General features: G+C 68.1%; 22 protein-coding genes. 19 read left to right on the top strand and 3 right to left on the bottom strand.

Going from position 1 to position 21,270, the window contains the following annotated elements; all coding sequences use genetic code 11:
- Window positions 1-2 precede the first annotated feature (2 nt).
- Window positions 3-1,184, bottom strand: coding sequence for an acyl-CoA dehydrogenase family protein (locus ACLJO0_RS12870; RefSeq protein WP_410578640.1), 1,182 nt, complete (start codon window positions 1,182-1,184; stop codon window positions 3-5).
- Window positions 1,185-1,287: 103 nt separating this feature from the next.
- On the opposite strand from ACLJO0_RS12870, the gene ACLJO0_RS12875 reads away from it, so the two are divergent.
- From ACLJO0_RS12875 to ACLJO0_RS12935, 13 genes are all read left to right on the top strand, one after another.
- Window positions 1,288-1,479: a ferredoxin gene (locus ACLJO0_RS12875; RefSeq protein ID WP_219153345.1), complete on the top strand. Its 192-nt coding sequence runs from the start codon at window positions 1,288-1,290 to the stop codon at window positions 1,477-1,479.
- A 71-nt stretch (window positions 1,480-1,550) separates the two neighbouring features.
- A complete protein-coding gene (locus ACLJO0_RS12880) occupies window positions 1,551-2,435 on the top strand; it encodes a 3-oxoacyl-ACP reductase (RefSeq protein WP_410578643.1) in 885 nt (294 codons plus the stop codon).
- 16 nt (window positions 2,436-2,451) lie between these two features.
- Window positions 2,452-3,213, top strand: coding sequence for a glucose 1-dehydrogenase (locus ACLJO0_RS12885; RefSeq protein ID WP_125793500.1), 762 nt, complete (start codon window positions 2,452-2,454; stop codon window positions 3,211-3,213).
- A gap of 91 nt (window positions 3,214-3,304) precedes the next feature.
- Window positions 3,305-4,090 carry an MlaE family ABC transporter permease gene (locus ACLJO0_RS12890; RefSeq protein ID WP_091597335.1) on the top strand — a complete coding sequence of 262 codons (786 nt, stop codon included), beginning with the start codon at window positions 3,305-3,307 and terminating at the stop codon, window positions 4,088-4,090.
- Between the two features lies 1 nt (window position 4,091).
- A complete protein-coding gene (locus ACLJO0_RS12895; protein ID WP_125785417.1) occupies window positions 4,092-4,940 on the top strand; it encodes an MlaE family ABC transporter permease in 849 nt (282 codons plus the stop codon).
- On the top strand, window positions 4,937-6,253 hold the full coding sequence (locus ACLJO0_RS12900; RefSeq protein ID WP_410578646.1) for an MCE family protein: 1,317 nt from the start codon (window positions 4,937-4,939) through the stop codon (window positions 6,251-6,253). The genes ACLJO0_RS12895 and ACLJO0_RS12900 overlap by 4 nt, the downstream gene beginning before the upstream one ends.
- Window positions 6,254-6,752: 499 nt before the next feature.
- A complete protein-coding gene (locus ACLJO0_RS12905) occupies window positions 6,753-7,790 on the top strand; it encodes an MCE family protein (protein ID WP_410578648.1) in 1,038 nt (345 codons plus the stop codon).
- Window positions 7,787-8,818 (top strand): MCE family protein, encoded by a 1,032-nt coding sequence (locus tag ACLJO0_RS12910; RefSeq protein WP_410578650.1) that lies wholly within the window; start codon window positions 7,787-7,789, stop codon window positions 8,816-8,818. The genes ACLJO0_RS12905 and ACLJO0_RS12910 overlap by 4 nt, the downstream gene beginning before the upstream one ends.
- Window positions 8,815-9,996 carry an MCE family protein gene (locus ACLJO0_RS12915; RefSeq protein ID WP_410578652.1) on the top strand — a complete coding sequence of 394 codons (1,182 nt, stop codon included), beginning with the start codon at window positions 8,815-8,817 and terminating at the stop codon, window positions 9,994-9,996. Before ACLJO0_RS12910 ends, ACLJO0_RS12915 begins: the two co-directional genes overlap by 4 nt.
- Window positions 9,993-11,198 (top strand): MCE family protein, encoded by a 1,206-nt coding sequence (locus ACLJO0_RS12920; protein WP_410578653.1) that lies wholly within the window; start codon window positions 9,993-9,995, stop codon window positions 11,196-11,198. Before ACLJO0_RS12915 ends, ACLJO0_RS12920 begins: the two co-directional genes overlap by 4 nt.
- Window positions 11,195-12,430, top strand: coding sequence for an MCE family protein (locus ACLJO0_RS12925; RefSeq protein ID WP_410578655.1), 1,236 nt, complete (start codon window positions 11,195-11,197; stop codon window positions 12,428-12,430). The genes ACLJO0_RS12920 and ACLJO0_RS12925 overlap by 4 nt, the downstream gene beginning before the upstream one ends.
- A complete protein-coding gene (locus tag ACLJO0_RS12930) occupies window positions 12,430-12,918 on the top strand; it encodes a hypothetical protein (RefSeq protein WP_410578657.1) in 489 nt (162 codons plus the stop codon). The genes ACLJO0_RS12925 and ACLJO0_RS12930 overlap by 1 nt, the downstream gene beginning before the upstream one ends.
- Window positions 12,915-13,409 (top strand): hypothetical protein, encoded by a 495-nt coding sequence (locus tag ACLJO0_RS12935; RefSeq protein ID WP_410578659.1) that lies wholly within the window; start codon window positions 12,915-12,917, stop codon window positions 13,407-13,409. The genes ACLJO0_RS12930 and ACLJO0_RS12935 overlap by 4 nt, the downstream gene beginning before the upstream one ends.
- 29 nt (window positions 13,410-13,438) lie before the next feature.
- Here the strand turns inward: ACLJO0_RS12935 and ACLJO0_RS12940 are convergent, their stop codons facing one another.
- A complete protein-coding gene (locus ACLJO0_RS12940) occupies window positions 13,439-13,942 on the bottom strand; it encodes a hypothetical protein (RefSeq protein WP_410578661.1) in 504 nt (167 codons plus the stop codon).
- A gap of 177 nt (window positions 13,943-14,119) precedes the next feature.
- On the opposite strand from ACLJO0_RS12940, the gene ACLJO0_RS12945 reads away from it, so the two are divergent.
- From ACLJO0_RS12945 to ACLJO0_RS12955, 3 genes are all read left to right on the top strand, one after another.
- Window positions 14,120-15,364 carry an aminotransferase class I/II-fold pyridoxal phosphate-dependent enzyme gene (locus tag ACLJO0_RS12945; protein WP_360097831.1) on the top strand — a complete coding sequence of 415 codons (1,245 nt, stop codon included), beginning with the start codon at window positions 14,120-14,122 and terminating at the stop codon, window positions 15,362-15,364.
- Between the two features lie 87 nt (window positions 15,365-15,451).
- Entirely contained in the window at window positions 15,452-16,408 is a 957-nt protein-coding gene (locus tag ACLJO0_RS12950; RefSeq protein WP_410578663.1) for a ferritin-like domain-containing protein, read from the top strand.
- A 67-nt stretch (window positions 16,409-16,475) separates the two neighbouring features.
- Entirely contained in the window at window positions 16,476-17,585 is a 1,110-nt protein-coding gene (locus tag ACLJO0_RS12955) for an FAD-dependent oxidoreductase (protein ID WP_410578665.1), read from the top strand.
- 84 nt (window positions 17,586-17,669) lie between these two features.
- Here the strand turns inward: ACLJO0_RS12955 and ACLJO0_RS12960 are convergent, their stop codons facing one another.
- A complete protein-coding gene (locus ACLJO0_RS12960) occupies window positions 17,670-19,460 on the bottom strand; it encodes an AMP-dependent synthetase/ligase (RefSeq protein ID WP_410578667.1) in 1,791 nt (596 codons plus the stop codon).
- A gap of 125 nt (window positions 19,461-19,585) precedes the next feature.
- Between ACLJO0_RS12960 and ACLJO0_RS12965 the strand changes: the two genes are divergently transcribed.
- Genes ACLJO0_RS12965 through ACLJO0_RS12975 form a run of 3 tightly spaced genes read left to right on the top strand, consistent with a single transcriptional unit; the run spans window position 19,586 to window position 21,261 of the window.
- The gene (locus ACLJO0_RS12965; protein ID WP_125675564.1) at window positions 19,586-19,996 is read left to right on the top strand and encodes a polyketide cyclase / dehydrase and lipid transport; all 411 of its coding nucleotides are present in this window, start codon (window positions 19,586-19,588) and stop codon (window positions 19,994-19,996) included.
- Window positions 19,997-20,004: 8 nt separating this feature from the next.
- Complete coding sequence (locus tag ACLJO0_RS12970; protein WP_410578670.1) at window positions 20,005-20,793, top strand: metallophosphoesterase family protein; 789 nt, start codon at window positions 20,005-20,007, stop codon at window positions 20,791-20,793.
- A gap of 27 nt (window positions 20,794-20,820) precedes the next feature.
- Window positions 20,821-21,261, top strand: a complete 441-nt coding sequence (locus tag ACLJO0_RS12975; protein WP_410578672.1) for an SRPBCC family protein — start codon at window positions 20,821-20,823, stop codon at window positions 21,259-21,261.
- Window positions 21,262-21,270 lie beyond the last annotated feature (9 nt).

Raw genomic sequence — 21,270 nt, forward strand, 5'->3', positions numbered from 1 at the left:
TCCTAGCGCGTGACGGGCAGGCCGAGGGCGGTCGCGGCGATCATGTCCCGCTGGATCTCGTTGGCGCCGCCGCCGAAGGTGAGGATCAGCGAAGACCGGTGCAGCCGCTCGATCCGGCCGCGCAGCAGGGCGCCGGGGGAGCCGTCGCGGACGACGGCGCCCGCGCCGAGGATCTCCATCATCAGCCGGTAGGCCTCGGTCGCGAACTCCGTGCCGAACACCTTGGTCGCCGACGCCTCCGCCGGGCCGAGGTCGCCGGTCGCGGCCGCCCAGGCGATCCGCCAGTTCCGCAGTTTCAGGTACTCGGCGTGGGTGTGGATCCGCGCCAGATGCAGCCGCACCCACGGCTGGTCGATGACGCGGGAGCCGTCGGGCAGTTTCGTGGTCTGCGCCCAGGTCCGCACCTCGCGCAGCGACGTCTGGATCGGCGCGGCCGAGGTCAGCGCGACCCGTTCGTGGTTGAGCTGGTTCGTGATGAGCGGCCAGCCCTCGTTCTCCCCGGCGACCCGGGATGTCACCGGCACGCGCACGTCGTCGTAGTAGGTCGCGCTCGTGCCCGGCCCGGCGACCGTGTGCACCTTCGTCCACGAGAAGCCCGGCGCCGACGTCGGCACGATCAGCATGCTCAGGCCCTTGTGCCGGTGGGCCTCGGGGTCGGTGCGGGCGGCCAGCCAGATGTAGTCGGCGTACTCGATCAGGCTCGTCCACATCTTCTGGCCGTTGATGACGTAGTCGTCGCCGTCGCGGATCGCGCGGGTGCGCAGCGCCGCCAGATCGGTCCCGGCGCCCGGTTCGGAGTAGCCGATCGCGAAGTGCAACTCGCCGGCGGCGATCTTCGGCAGGTAGAACGCCTTCTGTTCTTCGGTGCCGTAACGCATGATGGTCGGCCCGACGGTGTTCACCGTGAGGAACGGGACGGGCACCCCGGCGGCGGCCGCCTCGTCGGTGAAGACGAGCTGGTCCAGCATCGGCCGGTCCTGCCCGCCGTACTCGCGGGGCCAGCCGATCGCGAGCCAGCCCGAACTGCCGAGGTCCCGGACGATTTCCTTGTACACCAAGGCGTCGCCGTACTCGCCGCCGTCACCGGCCAGGGCTTCACGGCGTTCGGGGGTCATCAGCCCGGCGAAGTACTCCCGTAGTTCCCCGGCCAGTGCGCGCTGCTCCGGCGTGTAGTCGATCCGCATCCGTCACCTCTGCCGTCGGTGCTCGTTACTGGTGCCATGGCCGCTCGCGGCGGTAGGGTAGAACCTGTTCTAGTTGTACCAGGTGTGACGGCGAGGAGGGAATATGGAGATCGACGTCGATCGCTCGCTCTGTGAGGCGAACGCGATCTGTGTCGGCTTCGCGCCGGAGGTCTTCGATCTCGACGACGACGAGGAGCTGGTCCTCGCGTCGGCCGAAGTTCCGCAGAATCAGGTAGAACGTGTTACTCAAGCTGTGGCGAGCTGTCCGAAAAACGCCCTGCTCATGCGTGGTTAGCGCCGTTTATTTGACGCTTGCGTGCAGCGAGAACAGATTCTAGTCTGTGCGAAGAGGCAAGGAGGCCCGGAGTGAGTTTGGACGGCAAGACGGCCATCGTGACCGGGGCCGGCGCGGGACTCGGCCGGGCCGAGGCGCTGGCGCTGGCCGCCGCGGGGGCGTCGGTGGTGGTCAACGACGTGTCGGCCGCTGCGCAGACGGTGGCCGACGAGATCGAGGCCGAAGGCGGCAAGGCCGTCGCGGTCACCGGCGACGTCTCGGAGTCCTCGACCGCGGACGCACTGCTCACCGCCGCCGTCGACCACTTCGGCGGTCTGCACGTCCTGGTCAACAACGCGGGCGTGCTGCGCGACCGGATGCTGTTCTCGATGTCCGACGAGGAATGGGACACGGTGCTCCGTGTCCACCTTCGCGGGCATTTCCTGCTTTCCCGCAACGCCGGGGCGTACTGGCGCGACAAGTCCAAAGTAGACGGAGCGCCGGTGTACGGCCGGGTGGTCAACACCGCGTCGGAGTCGTTCCTGCTCGGTGCGCCCGGCCAGCCGAACTACGGCGCCGCGAAAGCGGGCATCGCCGCGCTCACCGTCTCGACCGCCCGCGGCCTTTCCCGTTACGGCGTCCGTGCCAACGCGATCTGCCCGCGCGCCCGCACCGCGATGACCGAAGCCGTCTTCGGAGCCGACGCGCCGGAGGGGATCGACCCGCTTTCGGTCGACCACGTCGCGCCGTTCGTGTCCTTCCTCTGCTCACCGGAAGCCGACCGGATCAACGGCCAGGTCTTCCTCGTCTACGGCGGGATGGTCGCGCTGATGCGGCCGCCGTCGGTGGAACAGCGGTTCGACACCGTCAACGGCACCTGGACCACCGAAGAACTCGCGGCCAACGTGGGCGGCTACTTCGCCGACCGCGACCAGGAACGGATGTTCGCCGCGTCCGAGATCATGTCGCTGCCGTGAACCAGAGGAGATGACGATGGGCAGGCTCGACGGCAAGGTGGCCCTGATCACCGGCGGTGCCCGTGGGCAGGGCGAAGCGGCCGCGCGGCTGTTCGTGGCCGAGGGCGCGCGTGTGGTGATCGCCGACATCAACGACCTCGACGGCAAGAAACTCGCCGCAGATCTCGGCGAGTCCGCCGTCTACCAGCATCTCGACGTCGGCGACGAGGCCGAATGGGACGCCGCGATCGAGCGCACCCGCTCGGAGTTCGGCCCGCCGACCGTACTGGTCAACAACGCGGGCATCCTGCACTTCTCGGAACTGGGCAAGACCACGCTCGCCGACTACGAACGCGTCATCCGGGTCAACCAGATCGGGGCGTTTCTCGGCATGCGTTCGGTCGTTGAACCGATGACCGGGGCCGGGGGCGGCTCCATCGTCAACGTGTCCTCAGTGGAAGGCCTCGCCGGGATGCCGTTCCTCGTCGCCTACACCGCGAGCAAGTTCGCGATCCGCGGGATGACCAAGGTCGCGGCGCTCGAACTCGGCGCGAAGAACATCCGGGTCAATTCGGTCCACCCCGGCGCGATCGACACCCCGATGGTCGCCGCCGCCGCGGGCGGGCAGAAAGTCGACATGTCGTGGGTGGGCAAGAAAGTCGCGCTCGGCCGCGTCGGGCAGCCGGAGGACATCGCGAAACTCGTGTTGTTCCTGGCCAGTGACGAAAGTTCGTACAGCACGGGTTCGGAGTTCGTCGCCGACGGCGGAGCCACGGCGACGCACGCACTCAAGTTCTAGCGTGGAGGTGCCGAGAGCAAAGTGAACACCGCTAACGCAATGGGGCGTTGACAGGTGGAGTAAGACTCGGGGCAGGCTACTGGGAGGTTCTGTGAACGCATCGGTGTCCGTCCCGGGTACGGGTGCGCTCATCCAGGTCGGCAGGCTCGCGACCTTGTCGTGGGAAGTCCTGCGCGCGATCTTCAAACGCCCGTTCCAGTTCCGCGAGTGGATCCAGCAGTGCTGGTTCTTCGCCAGCGTCACCATCCTGCCGACGGCGCTGGTGGCGATCCCGTTCGGTGCCGTCATCGCCTTGCAGCTGGGCTCGCTGACACAGCAGATCGGCGCGCAGTCGTTCACCGGCGCGGCGAGCGCGCTCGCGATCGTGCAGCAGGCGAGCCCGCTGATCACCGCGCTGCTCGTGGCGGGCGCGGGCGGCAGCGCGGTCTGCGCGGACATCGGCGCCCGCAAGATCCGCGAAGAGATCGACGCCATGGAGGTTCTCGGGGTCAACCCGATCCAGCGCCTGATCGTCCCCCGCGTCCTCGCGGCCATCGTGGTTTCGGTACTGCTGAACGGTTTGGTCAGCGTCGTCGGAGTGCTCGGCGGCTATTTCTTCAACGTCGTCATGCAGGGCGGCACCCCTGGCGCGTACCTCGCCAGCTTCAACGCGCTCGCCCAGGTGCCGGACCTGTGGATCAGCGAGATCAAGGCGCTGCTCTACGGTTTCGTCGCCGGTGTGGTCGCGGCGTTCCGCGGGCTGAACCCGGCGGGCGGGCCGAAGGGCGTCGGCGACGCGGTGAACCAGGCCGTGGTCATCACGTTCCTGCTGCTGTTCCTGATCAACGTCGTGCTGACTGCGATCTACCTGCGGATCGTGCCGCCGAAGGCGATGTGACATGGCAGGCGAACCCGCTGTTTCGGACCGGACGCTCGAGATCATCGCGCGTCCCGGCGCGATGCTGGAAGGCTTCGGCGGCCAGCTGTCGTTCTACTTCCGCGCGCTGGCATGGACCCCGCGCACGATCCGGCGCTACGGCCGCGAGATCTTCCGCCTGCTGACCGAAGTCAGCTTCGGCACCGGCGCGCTCGCGGTGATCGGCGGGACGCTCGGCGTGATGATCGGGATGACGCTGTTCACCGGTCTCATCGTCGGCATGCAGGGCTACTCGGCGCTGAACCAGCTCGGCACCGCCGCGCTGACCGGATTCATCTCGGCCTACTTCAACACCCGCGAGGTCGCGCCGCTCTCGGCCGGGCTCGCGCTCTCGGCCACCGTCGGCTGCGGGTTCACCGCGCAACTGGGCGCCATGAAGATCTCCGAGGAGATCGACGCGCTCGAAGTGATGGGCGTGCCGAGCCTGCCGTACCTGGTGACGACGCGGGTGATCGCCGGCGTCACCGCGGTCATCCCGCTCTACGCCGTCGGCCTGCTTTCGTCCTATCTCGCCTCGCGGCAGATCACCATCTGGCTCTACGGCCAGTCCGCGGGCACCTACGACCACTACTTCACGCTGTTCCTGCCGCCCGAGGACGTGCTCTGGTCGTTCCTCAAGGTGATCATCTTCAGCGTGCTCGTCATCCTGTCCCATTGCTACTACGGCTACACCGCCAGCGGTGGGCCCGCCGGGGTCGGCGTCGCGGTCGGGCGCGCGGTGCGGACGTCGATCGTGCTGATCTCGGTACTCGACTTCTTCCTCAGCCTCGCGATCTGGGGCGCCACGACGACGGTGAGGATTTCCGGGTGAACAGGAGGATTCTGCTGCAGCGGCTCCGGCACCAGGTGCTGGGCCTGATCTTCCTCGTGGTGGTCGTCCTGTTCTTCGTCACCACCATCGCCTTCTACCAGAAGGCCTTCACGACGGTGACCCTGGTGAACCTGGAGACCGACCGCATCGGCAACCAGATGCGCGAGGGCGCGGACGTCAAGGTGCGCGGGATGGTCGTCGGCGAGGTACGGACGATCCGGGCGCACGGTGACCGCGCGACGATGGAACTGGCGCTGCAACCGGACAAGACTTCGGTCATCCCGTCGAACGTGTCCGCGCGCCTGCTGCCGAAGACACTGTTCGGTGAGCGGTATGTCGCTTTGCAGGTGCCCGAGAAACCCGAGCGGCACATCGCCGAGGGCGACGTCATCCCGCAGGACCGCAGCAGCAGCGCGATCGAGCTGGAAACCGTGCTGGGCAACGTGATGCCGTTGCTGCAGGCCGTGCAGCCGGAGAAGATGGCCAGCACGCTCAACGCCGTCGCGTCCGCTTTGGACGGTCAGGGCAAACAGCTCGGCACAACGCTGGCCGGGCTTTCGGACTATCTCGGCAAGGTGAACCCGTCGCTGCCCGATCTCAAGGCCGACATCACCGGACTGGCCGACGCGGCCGCGATCTACGACAAGGCCGCGCCGGATCTGCTGGCCGCGCTGTCGGATCTGACCACCACGAGCAAGACCCTGGTCGAGAGCCAGCGCGGTCTCGCCGACGTCTACTCGACGGTGACCGCCGCTTCGATCGACCTGACGAGCTTCCTGAAAGTGAACCAGGACAACCTGATCCGGCTCACCACGAACCTGCAGCCCACTTTGGACGTCCTCGCGAAGTACGCGCCGGAGTACCCGTGCCTGCTCAAACAGCTGGCCGAATCGGTGCCGCGTGCGGAACTCGCGTTCGGCAAGGGCACCGCGCATCCCGAGGTCAGCCGGGTGACCATCGAGTTCACGCCGAGCCGGGGCAAGTACCTGCCCGGTGTCGATGAGCCGAAGTACAACGACAAACGTGGCCCGCGCTGCTATCCGCAGGTGCCGCCGCCGGGACGCTGGCCGCAGTACCCGCCGGACGGCGCCATCGACGACGGATCCTCGAAACCCGCGCCGCCGCGCGACCCCGACGGCACCCTGCCCGCCGGCGGGAGCGCGGGCGGCTCGGTGGTGAACACGCCGGACGAACAGCGGCTGATCGACCTGCTCGTGTCGCCCGCCATGGGCACGACGCCGGACCAGGTGCCGAACTGGGGCAGTCTGCTGGTGGGGCCGCTGTACCGCGGGGCGGAGGTGGAACTGCGATGAATACTCGGCCGAACTCAGCGGGCGCCGGTGGTGACTCGGGCGTCAGCCAGGTTCCCAATGTCGCATTTGAGACGCTCAGTGTCCCCAATGCGGCATTGGGGACACCGGGCCGCGCCAGGCTGAAGGGGCCCTTCACCGCATCGGATGCCGTGAAGGCCTCCTTCCCTACCTTGAGCGTAGGGAAGGAGGCCTTCACGGACCGCCGCTTCGGACGCGGGCGCCGTTCGGCCTCGCCGACCACCTGGAGCCGGGCTGGGCTTCGGCCATGTCGCGAAAGCCACTTTCGGGACGTCAGGTGTCCCGAAAGTGGCTTTCGCGACACGCGTGCGGCCCCCTGTGGTCCGCCGACAGCCCACCTGCCCGCCCGGCCGACGTTGCGAAAGCCACTTTCGCAACCTCGGCCCGGGACGGCCGGGGGCGACCGGTGGGTAGTGGGGCTCGTGAGTGGTAAGGACGGTTCTAACCGGCCTAGCCACTCACGAGGCTGGAGGGCGGCCCGATGAGGTCCTTCGTCCCGGATCTGGTCAAGATCCTCATCTTCGCGGTGGTGACCGTGCTGCTCACCGCGATCCTCGGCGCCACCATCGCGAACACCAACTTCGGCGAGACCTCCGGCTACACGGCCAAGTTCACCGACGCGTCCGGGCTCAAGGAGGGCGACGACGTCCGCATCGTCGGCGTCAAGGTCGGGCAGGTCGCCAGGATCGAGGTCGAGGAGGGCGACCGCAGCTTCGCCCAGGTCCACTTCGACGTCCAGACCTCGCATCGGCTGCCGGCGTCGGTGACCGCGACCATCAAGTACCGCAACCTGGTCGGCCAGCGGTATCTCTCGCTCGGCACGGACATCGGGGACGAGAAGTCGTTGCCGCGCGGCGGGGTCATCCCGCCCGAGCGCACCAAACCGGCGCTGAACCTGACCGTGCTGTTCAACGGGTTCAAACCGCTCTTTCGCGCGCTGAACCCCGAGGACGTCAACAAACTGTCCTACGAGATCATCCAGGTCTTCCAGGGCGAGGGCGGCACGATCACCAGTCTGCTCGCGCACACCGCGTCGGTCACGTCGGCCATCGCGGGCAAGGACAAGATCATCGGTGACGTCATCGCGAACCTCAACACGGTGCTCGGCACGGTCGAGAAGCGGTCGCCGGAGCTGGGCGAGCTGATCGACCAGACCCAGCGGCTGGTCACCGGGCTCGCCGAACAGCGGCAGCCGATCGGCGAGGCGGTCAAGGCGCTGGGCGACCTCACCGTCGCCACCTCTGGCCTGCTCGCCGACGCGCGGCCGGCGCTCAAGGAAGACGTCGCGCAGCTCGGCGCGCTGTCGCAGAACCTCGGCGACTCGGAACAGCTGCTCGACCATCTTTTGCAGGTGCTTCCGGGCAACCTGCAGAAGTTCACCAGGACGCTGAGTTACGGCAGCTGGTTCAACTACTACCTGTGCGGGATCTCCGGCAGCATCGGCATCAAGTCGCTCAACATCGAACTGCCGATCACGCCGCTGCCCGGCACGCAGCGACCGGAGAGGTGCGGGCCGTGAAGCCGCTCAAGGAACGCAACCAGGCCCTGGTCGGCGGCGTGACGCTCATCCTGATCGTGCTGATCACGGCGACGACGTACTTCTCCGACCGGATCCCGTTGTTCGGCGGCGGGACGACGTACTCCGCGTACTTCGGCGAGTCGGCGGGGCTGTCGCCGGACAACGAGGTCCAGGTCGCCGGGGTCAAGGTCGGCCAGGTCAGCTCCGTGGAGCTGGCGGGCAAGAAGGTGCTGGTGAAGTTCCGGGTCTCCGGCGTCAGGGTCGGCGACGCGACCGCCGCGTCGATCGAGATCAAGACGCTGCTGGGGGAGAAGTTCCTCGCGCTGACCCCGAAGGGCAAGGCGAACCAGGACCCGAACGCCACCATCGGGCTCGACCGCACGCGGACGCCGTTCGAACTGCAGGACGCGTTCCAGGAGCTGTCGGGCACCGTCGGCGAGATCGACACGGCGCAGCTGGCGTCGAGTTTCACCGTCCTATCCGACGCGCTCAAGGACAGCCCGCAGTATCTCAAGGACGCGCTGAGCGGCCTGTCTTCCTTGTCCAAGACGGTGTCCTCACGCGACGGTGACCTGAAGACGTTGCTGGCCAACACGAGCAAGGTGTCCAAGACGCTGTCCGACCGCAACGCCCAGCTGAAACGGATCCTCGACGACGGCAACCTCCTGCTCGCCGAACTGCAGAACCGGAAGGACGCGATCAGTACCTTGCTCAAGGGGACGCAACAGGTCTCCGCGCAGCTGTCCGGTCTCGTCGCCGACAACCGGCAACAGCTGAAGCCGACGCTGGAGAAACTCGGCAAGGTCACCGACATCCTGCAGCGCAACCAGGACAACCTCAGTCGCAGCCTCGCGCTGATGGCGCCGTTCGCCCGCGTCGGCGCCAACGCGACCGGCAACGGGCGCTGGTTCGAGGGGTACCTGTGCGGGCTGCTGCCGCCGACGATCATCGCGGGCGCGTTCCAGGTCAACCCGGAGGGCTGCACGCCGCCGATCGCGGCGCCGAACCAGGGGGTGGGCGGACGATGAGCGCTCAGCACCGCACGCTTTACAACTGGGTCGCGTTCGCCTGCGTCCTCGTGCTGCTCCTGACCGCGGGACTGTGGCTGGTGTTCAAAGAACCCGGCGGGACGCGGATCAGCGCCTACTTCGGGAAGACGGTCGGGCTCTACGCGGGTTCGTCGGTCCGGGTGCTCGGGGTGAAGGTCGGGGAGATCACCGGCGTCACGCCGCAGGGTGAGGCCGTCCGGGTCGACATGCGGATCGACGGCGACACCCCGATCCCGGCCGACGCGGGCGCCGTCGTCGTCGCGCCGAGCCTGGTCAGCGACCGGTACGTCCAGCTGACCCCGGCGTACGAAAGCGGCCCCGAAATGGCGTCGGACACGGTGATCGCCAAGGAGAAGACGGCGACGCCCGCCGAACTCGACGACCTCTACACCAGTCTCGACAAGCTCTCGACCAGCCTGGGGCCCAACGGCGCCAACAAGAACGGCGCGCTGTCCGACGTGCTCGACACGGCGGCCGCGAACCTCGACGGCAACGGGAAGAACCTCAACACCACGGTGACGCGGCTGTCCGAACTGGCCAAGACCCTGGACAGCTCCAAAGGCGACCTGTTCGCCACGGTGCAGAACCTGAACTCCTTCACCGGTGCGCTCGCCGAAAGCGACAAGCAGCTCAACGAGTTCTACCGCCGCGCCGCGGACGTCAGCGGCTTCCTTGCCGCGGATTCCGCCGACGTGGGCGCCGCGCTGAACTCACTGGCGACGGCGATGGGCGACGTCGAGAAGTTCGTCGCGGAGAACAAGGACCTCCTCTCGTCCAATGTGGACAAGCTGGCAGGTCTGACGAAGGTGCTCGTGGACCAGCGGGCCTCGCTCGCCGAGGTGATCGACATCGCGCCGACCGGGGCGACCAACTTCATCAACTCCTACGACGCGGCGTCCGGCACGATCGCGGTGCGGGACAACCTGAACGAGCTGACGCATCCGCCGATCCTGACCGTGTGCCGCCTGATCAGCGCGAGTACGCCGAAGCCGATCCCGGACGCGCTGGGCAACATCTGCAAACAGCTCGCGCCCGTCCTCGACGGCACGCTGAAACTTCCGTCGGTGCCGCAGGTACTGGCCTCACTGCAGAGCGGTGAGCTGCCACCGTTGCCGCTGCCGCTCGTCGACGTCATGACCAAGGGGCTCCCGAAATGAGGCGGCAACGGCAGCGGATCGCGGGAGTGATGGCGGGCGTCCTGGTGCTGGCCGGATGCAGCGACGGCGGCTTTTCCGGGCTGTACAACACTCCCTTGCCGGGTGGCGCGGATCTCGGCGACCATCCGTACCGGCTCTCCGCGCAGTTCTCCGACGTCCTCGACCTCGTGCCGCAGGCGAGTGTGAAGGTCAACGACGTCCCGGTTGGCCGGGTCGAGAAGATCGACCTCGCCCCGGACACGCGATCGGCGTGGGTGAGCATGGTCGTCAACGGCGACATCGCGCTGCCGGCGAACGCTCGTGCCGAGCTGCGGCAGTCGAGTCTGCTGGGGGAGAAGTTCGTCGACCTGCACGCCCCCGACAAACCCGAAGGAGCGCTCGCCGAGGGCGCGAAGATCCCGCTGGACCGCACGAACCGCAACCCCGAGGTCGAAGAGGTCCTCGGTGCGCTTTCCCTGCTGCTCAACGGCGGCGGGGTCGAGCAGATCCAGAAGATCAGCCACGAACTCAACGAGGCGCTCACCGGCAACGAGGCCGAGGTGCGCTCGCTGCTGTCCCAAGTGGACAAGCTGGCCACCGAACTCGACGGGCACAAGGGCGAGATCCTGCGTGCCATCGACGGCCTCGACAAACTGTCCAAAACCCTCGTCGGCCAGACGCAGAACCTCACGAACGCGCTCGACAATCTTTCGCCGGGGCTCAAGGTCGTGACCGAGCAACGGGATCAGCTCGTCGGCATGCTGCAGTCGCTGAACACGCTGTCCGGGGTGGCGACCGAAACGATCAAGGCGAGCAAGGACACGCTGGTGGCGAACCTCCGCGCGTTGCAGCCGACACTGAAGAAACTGACCGAGGCGGGCCAGGACCTGCCGACGGCGCTGCGGATCCTGCTCACCTACCCGTTCCCGGACTACGCGGGCAACGTGATCAAGGGCGACTACGCGAACGTCGAAGCGAAGATCGACCTGAACCTGGACACGTTCCTGGAGAACATGAACAACTCGTCGCAGCCGATCATCCAGCTGCCCGGAACCCAGGGCACCGGCACGCCCGGCACGATCCCGTTCAACAACGGCGCCGCGCCGCCGGTACTGCCGCTGCCCGCCGGCGATCTCCCGCAGACTCCCCAGACGCCCCAAGGGGACGTGCTCGGTGGCGTGCTCGGCGGGATCCTCGGACCGCTGCTGGGAGGTGGCCGGTGATCACGCGCAAGACCAAGATCAAGATGGCGGTGTTCATCGTCATCGCGGTGGTCTCGGTCGTCTACGCGGGCGGCAAGTACGCCGGGCTGGACCGGCTCTTCGGCACCCGCGGCTACCTCGTCACCGCCCAGCTCGCAGACTCCGGCGGGATCTTCGTCAACGCCGAGGTCTCCTATCGCGGGGTCGCGGTCGGCAAGGTCGCGTCGATGACGCTCACCGAGCACGGAATCGACGTCGGTCTCGACATCGATGAGGGAGCGCCGAAGATCCCCGCGGACACCAAGGCCGCGGTGGCGAACCGGTCGGCCGTGGGGGAGCAGTACGTCGATCTGCTGCCCATGCACGAAAACGGGCCCTACCTGGCCGAGGGATCGGTCATCAAACGGGACAAGACGTCGATCCCGCTCGCGCCGGACACCGTGCTGTCCAATTTGGACAAACTGGTGTCGAGCGTGAAGCCGGAATCGTTGAAGACCGTCGTCGACGAGACCTACGAGGCGTTCGCCAACGCCGGTCCGGATCTGCGGCAGCTGCTGAACAGCACCGGTTCCCTCACCGCGACGGCGACGCAGTACCTGCCCGACACCCAGGGCCTGCTCGCCAACTCGCGGACGGTGCTGGACACCCAGCGGCGGCAGGCGGACAACATCACCCAGTTCTCCAGCGGGCTCAAGACGATCGCGGCGCAGCTGAAGACGTCCGACCCGGATCTGCGGCGGGTGATCGACGAAGCACCCAAGCTGAGCCGCCAGATCAGCGACGTGCTCGCGGTTTCCGGGACCGACCTCGGGGTGCTGTTCGCGAACACGCTCACCACCGCCCAGATCACCTCCGCCCGCACCGACGCGATCGAGGAACTCCTCGTCGCGTACCCGATCATCTCGGCCTTCTCGCGCTCGACGTCGCCGGACGGCACCGGTCACCTCGGCGTCGTGTTCAACTTCTTCGACCCGGCCTCGTGCACCAAGGGCTACGAGGGCACGAAACAACGCCCCGCCAACGACACCACCGAGGCGCCGGTGAACACGCAGGCCTACTGCGCCGAGCCGCCGGGAAGTCCGACGGGTGTGCGAGGCTCGCAGAACGCCCCGTACGCCGGGAAGCCGCCCGCGGTCCCCGAGCGTCCGAAGCAGACTCCGCAGGCGGCGGAATCCGCTCAGTTGCCGGGCGTGCTGAGCCTGCTCACCGGATCCGCGCCGGGCGGACTGGGCGCGTTGCTGGGCGGCAAGTAATGCTCACCCGTGCCCTTACCGTTGTCGCCGCGCTGGCAGTCCTCGCGGCCGCCTGGTTCGGCTGGTCGTGGTGGAGCGCCGCCAGGGACGACGGCCTTGCCCGCGGCCGGGAACGCGAAGCCGTGCTGGCCGCCGCGTCCGGCCAGCTCGAGGTGCTCAACACGATCGACTACCGCAGCGGCGCCCAGGACGTCGACCGCTGGCTCGGCGTCACCACCGGACGCCTCGGCAAGGATCTCACCGGAGACCGGAAGGTCCAGATCGACCGCGCGACCACGAGCAAGACCGTCGCCACCGCCAAGCTCAAACAGGCCGCGGTCACCGAACTCGACGCCGTCGCCGGGACCGCACGGCTGATGGCCGTGCTGGACGTGCGGGTCAGCACCGGCGGCGGATCGGCCGCGCCCAAGGTGAGCAGGCTGACCGTGGACTACCAGCGCGTCGAGGACGGCTGGAAGGTCAGCGCGGTACAGGCGGCGGGCTCGTGACCGGGCGCATCCCGCGGATCCTGATCGCGCTCATCGTGCTGGCCACCGGCTGCGCGGTGTGGTTCGGCCTCCAGGCGTCCTCGCTGGGCTCGGACGGCAACGCGGCGCTGGTGGACCAGGCCGCCACGGCCGAGGTCGCGGACCAGGTCGGCGCCGGGGTCAAGGCGGTCTTCTCCTACGACTACAGCAACCTCGCGCGGACCGAACGGGCCGCGGCCGACGTGCTCATCGGCGAGGCGACCGGGCAGTACCGGGATCAGTTCGCTTCGGCGCGGAAACGGGCCGAAGAGCAGAAGCTCGTGCGCACCACGACGGTCCGATCGCTCGGTGTCCGGTCCCTGCGCGGAGACCAGGCCGAAGTGCTGTTGTTCCTCGACCAGCAGACGCTCACTCCCGGTGGAGCCGCTCCGCAATCGTCGGTTTCCCAGCTTTCGGTCACCGCTGTCCGGATCGACGGCCGGTGGAAGATCTCACAGCTGACCCCGCTGTGACGGCCGCAATTCGTCACCTGGTTGCGGGGTCAGGAGAGGCGTTTCATGTTCGCGCCGGTGATCGCGCCGCCGGAAACGGTGTAGGAACCGGAAAAAGTACGCAGTGAACCATCGGTCTGGCGCGCCGAAAGATGGACGTGCACGGTGTTCCCGCTCTCGCCCGTCACGGTGAGTGCCGCCCAGGAAGTCGTCGCGAATCCCTTGACGTAGGAGGCATAAGCGCCGCCTTTCGCCAACCGCTGCCCGCCGAGATTCCACGCGGTGGGGAAATCACGCCGGTTGAGCGCGTCGTAGTACGCGATCACCGTTCGCGCCACGGGAACCACCGGTGCGGGATAGACCGTCTGTGTCGCAGGCGGTGCGACATAAACCGTCTGAGGTGGGGCCGCGATCGCGGGTGGCTGGATCACGATCGTGTTCGGCGGGGCGGCCACCGCGACGGCCGGAGCCGGCGTTCCCTGCCGGGGTACCGCGCACGCGGCCAACGCGCCCGCCGCCATCAGCGTCACCGCCGCCCGATTCATCGTTCCCATTTCTCTCCCTTTTCCTCGTGCCACCGAGAATGCGGGAAACAACGGCCGCGTCACCAGAGGATTTGTCCTCGTTACGAATGGTGAAAAACGCGCCGGAACCGTTATCGGATCTTGGGCGCGCGGGCCCGGAAGCCACCCTCGTCTCACGCCGGATCACCGCCGGGTTTAGCGTTAGGCATGACCACTGCACCTGTCGATGTCGAGAGCGCCCGCCGCGACTACGCGGCCCTCGTCGACCGTGGCCTCTCCCTGGACATCACCCGCGGCAAGCCGTCCCCTCGCCAGCTGGACCTCGCCGACGGGTTGCTCGCCCTGCCCGGAGACGTGCGCAAGGCCGAGGACGGCACGGACGTCCGCAACTACGGCGGCCTCAAGGGCCTGCCCGAGCTCCGCCGCATCTTCGCCGGACCGCTGCAGGTCCCGGCCGAGCAGCTGCTGGCCGCGGGCAACTCCAGCCTGGAGCTCATGCACGACTCGATCGTGCAGGCCTTCCTCAGTAAGCTCCCCGGCGCCGAGCGCCGCTGGGCCGACGAGCCGAGCGTCAAGTTCCTGTGCCCCGTGCCGGGCTACGACCGCCACTTCGCGCTGGCCGAGCGCTTCGGGATCGAGCTGATCCAGGTGCCGCTCACCGAGACCGGCCCGGACATGGCGGTCGTCGAGCGCCTCGTCGCCGAGGACGCCGCGGTCAAGGGCATCTGGTGCGTGCCGAAGTACAGCAACCCGACCGGCGTCACCTACAGCGACGACACCGTGCGCCGCCTGGCGACGATGACCACGGCCGCCCCGGACTTCCGGATCTTCTGGGACAACGCCTACGCCGTGCACCACCTCACCGAGGACGAGGCGCGGCTGGCGGACCTGCTCGCGCTGGCCACCGAGGCGGGCAACGCCGACCGCGTGTTCGTCTTCGGCTCCACCTCGAAGGTCACCTACGCGGGTGGCGGTGTCGGCTTCTTCGGCGCCTCCGAGGCCAACCTGGCCTGGTGGACCGGCCTCATCGGCAAGCGGACCATCGGCCCGGACAAGGTCAACCAGCTGCGGCACGCGCAGTTCCTGCGCGACGAGGACGGCGTCCGCGAGCACATGCGCAAGCACGCCGAGCTCATCGGGCCGAAGTTCGCGGCCGTCGACGAGATCCTCACCAAGGAACTGGGCGAATCGGGCCTCGCGTCCTGGACCAAGCCGACCGGCGGGTACTTCATCTCGCTGACCGTGCCGTCGGGGACCGCCAAGGAGGTCGTGCGGCTGGCCAAGGAGGCGGGTATCGCCCTGACCCCGGCCGGCGCGACCCACCCGTACGGCGACGACCCCGAGGACGCCGTCATCCGCATCGCGCCGACGTACCCCGAGCTGGCCGAAGTCGAAGAGGCCATCCGCGGGCTCGCCGTCTGCGTCCGCCTTGCCGCGGCGACGAAGAAATAGGTTCGAGATCTTTTCCAATCCGGGTCACGAGTGGTTCCGAACGTCTGAGTGGGTGGGTGTGTACCGCAAAGACGAGAGGAACCACTCGTGTTCGGAAAGCCCTTCGTTCGTACCCTGATCTCACGCAGTGCCGAGAACCGCACTGACCGCCGCCGGTTCTTGAAGGCGGCCGGCGCGGCGGGGCTCGGGGTCGTCGGCGCGACCTACCTCGGGGTGCAGGCCACTTCGTCCGCTTCGGCGACGGGTGAGGCCGCTGCCGTCGGTGACGCTGCGGAGGCCCCCAGTGACGCGGCCGTGCTCAACTTCGCGCTCAACCTGGAGTACCTCGAAGCCGAGTTCTACTCCTTCGCCGTCCACGGCCGGGGGCTGCCGGACGACATCACCGGTGGCGTCGGCACCCAGGGTGGGGTGGTCGGCGGCAAGAAGGTGATGTTCCACGACAAGACGCTGCACCAGTTCGCGAAGGAGATCGCGGGCGACGAGGTCGCGCACGTCAAGTTCCTGCGCGGCGCGCTGGGCGAGGCCGCGGTGTCGCGGCCCGAGATCGACCTCAAGGACAGCTTCACCGCCGCGGCCAAGGCGGCCGGGCTGATCAGCGAATACCAGCAGTTCGACCCGTTCGCCAACGAGAAGAACTTCCTGCTCGCGGCGTACCTGTTCGAAGACGTCGGCGTCACGGCCTACAAGGGTGCCGCGCCGCTGATCACCAACAAGACGTTCCTGGACGCGGCCGCCGGGATCCTGGCCGCCGAGGCCTACCACGCCGCCACCATCCGGACATCCCTGTTCGACCGGGACCTCGGCGACGCGGCGGCCAAGATCTCCAACGCCCGCGACGCGCTCGACGGCCCCGGCGACGACGACCAGGGCATCCTGTTGGGCAACCAGGCCAACATCGTCCCCACCGACAACAACGGCATCTGCTTCGGCCGCGGCGCCGACAGGGTGCTGAACATCGTCTACCTGAACCCCGGTCCGGTGAAGGAGGGCGGGTTCTTCCCCAAGGGGGTCAACGGCGACATCGTCGCCAGCGGCGGCGCGTGATCCCCGCTGTCGTGTCGCCGTTTCCCGGTACCGTCGGGTGACGGCGACACGACGGAGGGGGTTCGCGGTGAAGGCTGTGATCATCGGCGGCGGCATCTCGGGCACGGTGACCGCGATGGCGTTGCGGCGGGCCGGGATCGAAGCGAGCGTTCACGAGGCGTACCCGTCCGGCGGTGAGGACGCGGGCGCGTTCCTGACGATCATGCACAACGGCATGGACGCCCTGCGCGCCATCGGCGCCGAGGCTCCGGTGGTCGACAACTCCTTCGCCGCCGTCGGGCTGGAACTCGTGACGCCGGACGGGAAGACCGTCGAGCGCCGGTCGTTCGACGTAGAGGGCTCAACCGGGCTCGCCGGGCCGCGCACCTTGACCCGCGCGTCTCTTTACCGTGCGCTGCAAGAAGAAGCGATCTCGCGCGGGATCACCGTCGAACGCGGGAAGCGGCTCGTTTCCGCCTCGCCGGGAGTCGCACGCTTCGAGGACGGGTCCGTCGCCGAGGGGGACATCCTGATCGGCGCCGACGGGCTGCGGTCGGTCGTCCGGACCATCATCGACCCGGCATGCCCGCCTCCGCGCTCGACGGGCCTCGACGTCGTCTACGGCTACACGACCGACAAGAGCATCCCGCAGGCGCCGTCCCTCTATCGGATGGTTCAAAGCCTGCACGCCTTCTTCGGCTACACGAGCACACCCGACGGCTCGACGTACTGGTTCGCGCGGCTTCCCACGGCCGAAGGCGTCCGCGTGGGTCTTTCGGCGGCTGAGTGGCGCTCGGCGGCTTTCGCGGCTTTCGACGGGGAACCGTTGCCTGCCGCGGAAATCATCCAGTCGACGGGGGAGGACGTCTTCGGCGGCCACTCCTACGACGTCCCCTCGACGCCGGTGTGGTTCAACGCGTCGATGGTGCTCGTCGGCGACGCCGCGCACGCGGCCTCGCCCGCCGCGGGGCAGGGAGCGTCGATGGCGCTGGAGGACAGTGTCGTGCTGGCGCAGTGCCTACGCGATCTTCCTGACGCGCCAACGGCTTTCATGGCCTACGAGCGGCTGCGGCGGCCCAGGGTGGAGAAACTGGTGGCCGACAGCGCTGCGGTGCCTTCGGGGACGACGTCCGACCAGGACCGGAACTGGCTGTACCAGCACCACATCGAGTGGGACGCGAAGATCACCCGCAATTAGTCACCTACTTGCGGCGTTTCCCCAAGCGCGTGAAGGCCCCTTCCCTCGGCTCAGCCGGGGGAAGGGGCCTTCACGCGCGAAGAGCTACTTCTTGTACAGCGCTTCGATGTCGGTCGCGTAGTTCTTGTTCACGATGTTGCGCTTCAGCTTCAGGCTCGGCGTGATTTCGCCGCCGGCCTCGGTGAAGTCCTTCGAGAGGATCGTGAACTTCTTGATCGCCTCGGCCTGCGACACCGCGCTGTTGGCCTGATCGACGGCCTGCTGGACCTCGGCGCGCAGTTCGGCGTCGTCGGCCAGGTCGGACACGGAGGCGTCGGAAGGCTTGCCGTGCTGCGATTTCCACGACGGGAAGTACTCCTCGTCGATGGTGATCAGCGCGCCGATGAACGGCCGCTGGTCGCCGACGACCATCGCCTGGCTGATCAGCGGGCTGGACTTGATGGTGTCCTCGAGCCCGGACGGGGCGACGTTCTTGCCGCCCGCGGTGACGATGATCTCCTTCTTGCGCCCGGTGATCTTGAGGAATCCGTCGCGGTCCAGTTCGCCGAGGTCGCCGGTGTGGAACCAGCCGTCTTCGAGCGCTTCGGCGGTCGCTTGGGCGTTGTTGAAGTAGCCGCCGAAGACGACGTCGCCCTTCAGCAGGATTTCGCCGTCTTCGGCGATCCGTACCGAAGTGCCGGCGACCGGGCGTCCCACGGTGCCGACGCGGAAGCCGTCCTGGGTGCCGACGCAGGCCGCGGCGGACGTCTCGGTCAGGCCGTAGCCCTCGAACACCGGGACGCCGATCCCGCGGAAGAAGTGCGCCAGCCGCACGCCGAGCGGGGCACCGCCGGACACCGCGGCGACACACCGGCCGCCGAGGGCCGCGCGCAGCTTGCTGAAGACGAGCTTGTCGAACAGCGCGTGCTTGATCTTGAGGCCCAGCCCGGCGCCGCCGGTGTCCTGAGCCTGGCTGTACGCGACGGCGGTGGCTTCGGCGGCGTCGAAGATCTTGCCCTTGCCGTCACCGTGCGCCTTCTGCTTCGCGCCGTTGTAGACCTTCTCGAACACCCGCGGCACCGCGACGACGAACGTCGGCCGGAAGGTGCCGAGGTCGGCGACGAGGTTCTTGACGTCCGAGGTGTGCCCCAGGGTCACTCGCGCGCTGAGCGCGGTCACCGCGATGGCGCGGGCGAGGACATGCGCGAGCGGCAGGAACACCAGCAGCGAGTTGCCCTGCTCCATCAGCTGCGGGAACGCGGCGATGTCGGCGCGGATCTCGGCGAGGAGGTTCCGGTGGGTCAGCTCGACGCCCTTGGGGCGGCCGGTCGTGCCCGAGGTGTACACGATCGTGGCCAGGTCACCTGCCTTCACCGTACGGCGGCGCTCGTGCAGGTCGTCGTCGCTCAGCTCGGAGCCCTGTTCGGTGAGCTGGTCGACGGCGCCTGCCTCGATCTGCCAGGTGTGCTCGAGCGTGTCGAGGCGTCCCTTGACGGATTCGAGCGTCGCGAGGTGTTCGTCGGTCTCGACGAACACACCCTTCGCCGCCGAGTCCGAGAGGATCCAGTGCACCTGCTCTGCCGAGGAGGTGTCGTAGATCGGGACGGTGACCGCGCCGGCGGCCCAGATCGCGAAATCGATCAGGGTCCATTCGTACCGGGTCTTGGACATGAGCCCGATCCGGTCGCCCGGAGCGATGCCCGCCTGTGCCATTCCCTTGGCCACGGCCAGAACCTGGGCGGCGAAGTCTTTGGCGGTGATGTCCAACCAGGTACCGTCGACCTGGCGGCGGAAACTCACGACATCGGAGAACCGCTCCGCGTTCGCCCAGACGACGTCGGCGAGATTCTCGTCGTCGGTCACCGGATTGGCGGCGGGGGCGCTGTATTCGCGCACGAGGAACCTCCGTGTTCGCGTGCAAGTGGTGTGACCGGTGTTACCCGCCAGTCAACTTAGCGTGCCGTGCACCTTAAGACCATGCTGACGAATCGGCCATACCCAGGGCATGACATTCTGCCGCTGTGAACCAGGCGCCGCCAGCTCTCGACATCGTTGACGAGACCTTCCTCGTGGTCCCGCCGTCCACCGTGGCCGCCGCTTTCGCCGATCCGCGATCTTGGTCACGTTACTGGCCGGACCTCGTTCTGGAGGTCTACACCGACCGTGGCGACCAAGGATTGCGCTGGACCGTGCGCGGTGCCTTGATCGGTACCATGGAGGTCTGGCTCGAGCCGGTGCTCGACGGCACTTTGCTGCACTACTTCCTGCGCGCCACGCCCGCCGGTCCGGACGGGGAGCCTCTTGTGCTCCAGGCCCGTGACCTGCGGCGGGAGTTCGATCGCAGGGCCCGTGCGGCCAAGGCGATCGCGCTCGGGCTCAAAGAGGTCCTCGAGGACGGGCGCGAGCCCGGGGTCGGTCCCCGGGCCGAGTAGGGGAGAGCATGCGGGTTCACGTGGTGTCGGACGTGCACGGCAACGCCGACGCGCTCAAACGCGCGGGCGACGGCGCCGACGCGCTGATCGTGCTGGGCGATCTGCTGGACTTCGTCGACTACCGCGAGCACGACAAGGGCATCATGGGCGCGCTGTTCGGCGCCGAGAAGGTCGGCGAGTTCGCGAGGCTCCGGCGTGAGGGCACTCGTGATGAGACCGTTGCCTTCTCGCGATCGTTGTGGGCCACTTTGGCCGATCCCGCCGCCGCCGTCGGCGAGGCGATCCATGACCAGTACGCCGTCCTGTTCGGCGCTTTGACCGCGCCGACGTTCGCGACCCCCGGCAACGTCGACGACCCGTCGCTGTGGCCGGAGTTCGCCGGCGACGGCATCACCGTCCTCGACGGGGAGGTCGCCGAGTTCGGCGGCCTGCGCTTCGGGTTCGTCGGCGGCGCGCTCCTCCCGCCGAACGTGGTCCCGCGCCGCAACGGCTTCTGGCGGCCGTACCTGCGCACCCGCGAGGAGTACGACGTCGCGGTCGGCGCGCTGGAGAACGTCGACGTCCTGTGCACCCACATCCCGCCCGCCATCCCGGAACTGACCTACGACGTGATCGCGCGGCGGTCCGAGATCGGGTCGGCGGCGCTGGTCGGTCTCATCCGCGAGCAGCGGCCGCGCTGGTCGGTGTTCGGGCACGTCCACCAGCCGCTGACCCCGCGGACGAGGCTCGGCAGGACCGAATGCCGTAACGTCGGTCACTTCAAAGAGACGGCACAGCCGTACGTGCTGCGCTGGTGACCCTCGGCTGCGGCTACAGTTTGGACCATGGCCGAGCAGTCCACGCAGTCCATCGAGGTCGACGCCGAGCCCGCGCGGGTGATGGCCGTCATCGCCGACTTCCCCGCGTACCCGGAATGGGCCAAGGCCGTCCGGGAGACCGAGGTACTCGGCGAGGACGACAACGGCCGCGCCAAGCAGGTGAAACTCACCCTCGACGCCGGGCCGATCAAGGACGTCTACACCCTCGAGTACGACTGGGACGCCGACGGCAACGGGGTCAGCTGGCACCTGGTCAAGGGGCAGATGCAGAAGGCCCAGAACGGCCGCTACGCGCTCGAAGCGCTGGGCACCGGCCGCACCAAGGTCACGTATACGCTGTCCGTCGAGCTGGCTCTGCCGATGATCGGGCTGCTGCGCCGCAAGGCCGAGAAGATGGTCATGGACACCGCGCTCAAGGAGCTCAAGAAGCGCGCTGAAGCGTCCTAAGTCGAAGGG

This window comes from Amycolatopsis sp. lyj-108 (genome assembly GCF_046549005.1).
Classification (GTDB): Bacteria; Actinomycetota; Actinomycetes; order Mycobacteriales; family Pseudonocardiaceae; genus Amycolatopsis.

What these genes read in the sequence shown, in the direction of transcription:
- ACLJO0_RS12920 (WP_410578653.1), top strand. Translation starts at nt 9,993, where the DNA reads ATGAGGCGGCAACGGCAGCGGATCGCGGGAGTGATGGCGGGCGTCCTG.
- ACLJO0_RS12895 (WP_125785417.1), top strand. Translation starts at nt 4,092, where the DNA reads ATGGCAGGCGAACCCGCTGTTTCGGACCGGACGCTCGAGATCATCGCG.
- ACLJO0_RS12870 (WP_410578640.1), bottom strand. Translation starts at nt 1,184, where the DNA reads ATGCGGATCGACTACACGCCGGAGCAGCGCGCACTGGCCGGGGAACTA.
- ACLJO0_RS12915 (WP_410578652.1), top strand. Translation starts at nt 8,815, where the DNA reads ATGAGCGCTCAGCACCGCACGCTTTACAACTGGGTCGCGTTCGCCTGC.
- ACLJO0_RS12945 (WP_360097831.1), top strand. Translation starts at nt 14,120, where the DNA reads ATGACCACTGCACCTGTCGATGTCGAGAGCGCCCGCCGCGACTACGCG.
- ACLJO0_RS12905 (WP_410578648.1), top strand. Translation starts at nt 6,753, where the DNA reads ATGAGGTCCTTCGTCCCGGATCTGGTCAAGATCCTCATCTTCGCGGTG.
- ACLJO0_RS12885 (WP_125793500.1), top strand. Translation starts at nt 2,452, where the DNA reads ATGGGCAGGCTCGACGGCAAGGTGGCCCTGATCACCGGCGGTGCCCGT.
- ACLJO0_RS12970 (WP_410578670.1), top strand. Translation starts at nt 20,005, where the DNA reads ATGCGGGTTCACGTGGTGTCGGACGTGCACGGCAACGCCGACGCGCTC.
- ACLJO0_RS12875 (WP_219153345.1), top strand. Translation starts at nt 1,288, where the DNA reads ATGGAGATCGACGTCGATCGCTCGCTCTGTGAGGCGAACGCGATCTGT.
- ACLJO0_RS12930 (WP_410578657.1), top strand. Translation starts at nt 12,430, where the DNA reads ATGCTCACCCGTGCCCTTACCGTTGTCGCCGCGCTGGCAGTCCTCGCG.
- ACLJO0_RS12975 (WP_410578672.1), top strand. Translation starts at nt 20,821, where the DNA reads ATGGCCGAGCAGTCCACGCAGTCCATCGAGGTCGACGCCGAGCCCGCG.
- ACLJO0_RS12940 (WP_410578661.1), bottom strand. Translation starts at nt 13,942, where the DNA reads ATGGGAACGATGAATCGGGCGGCGGTGACGCTGATGGCGGCGGGCGCG.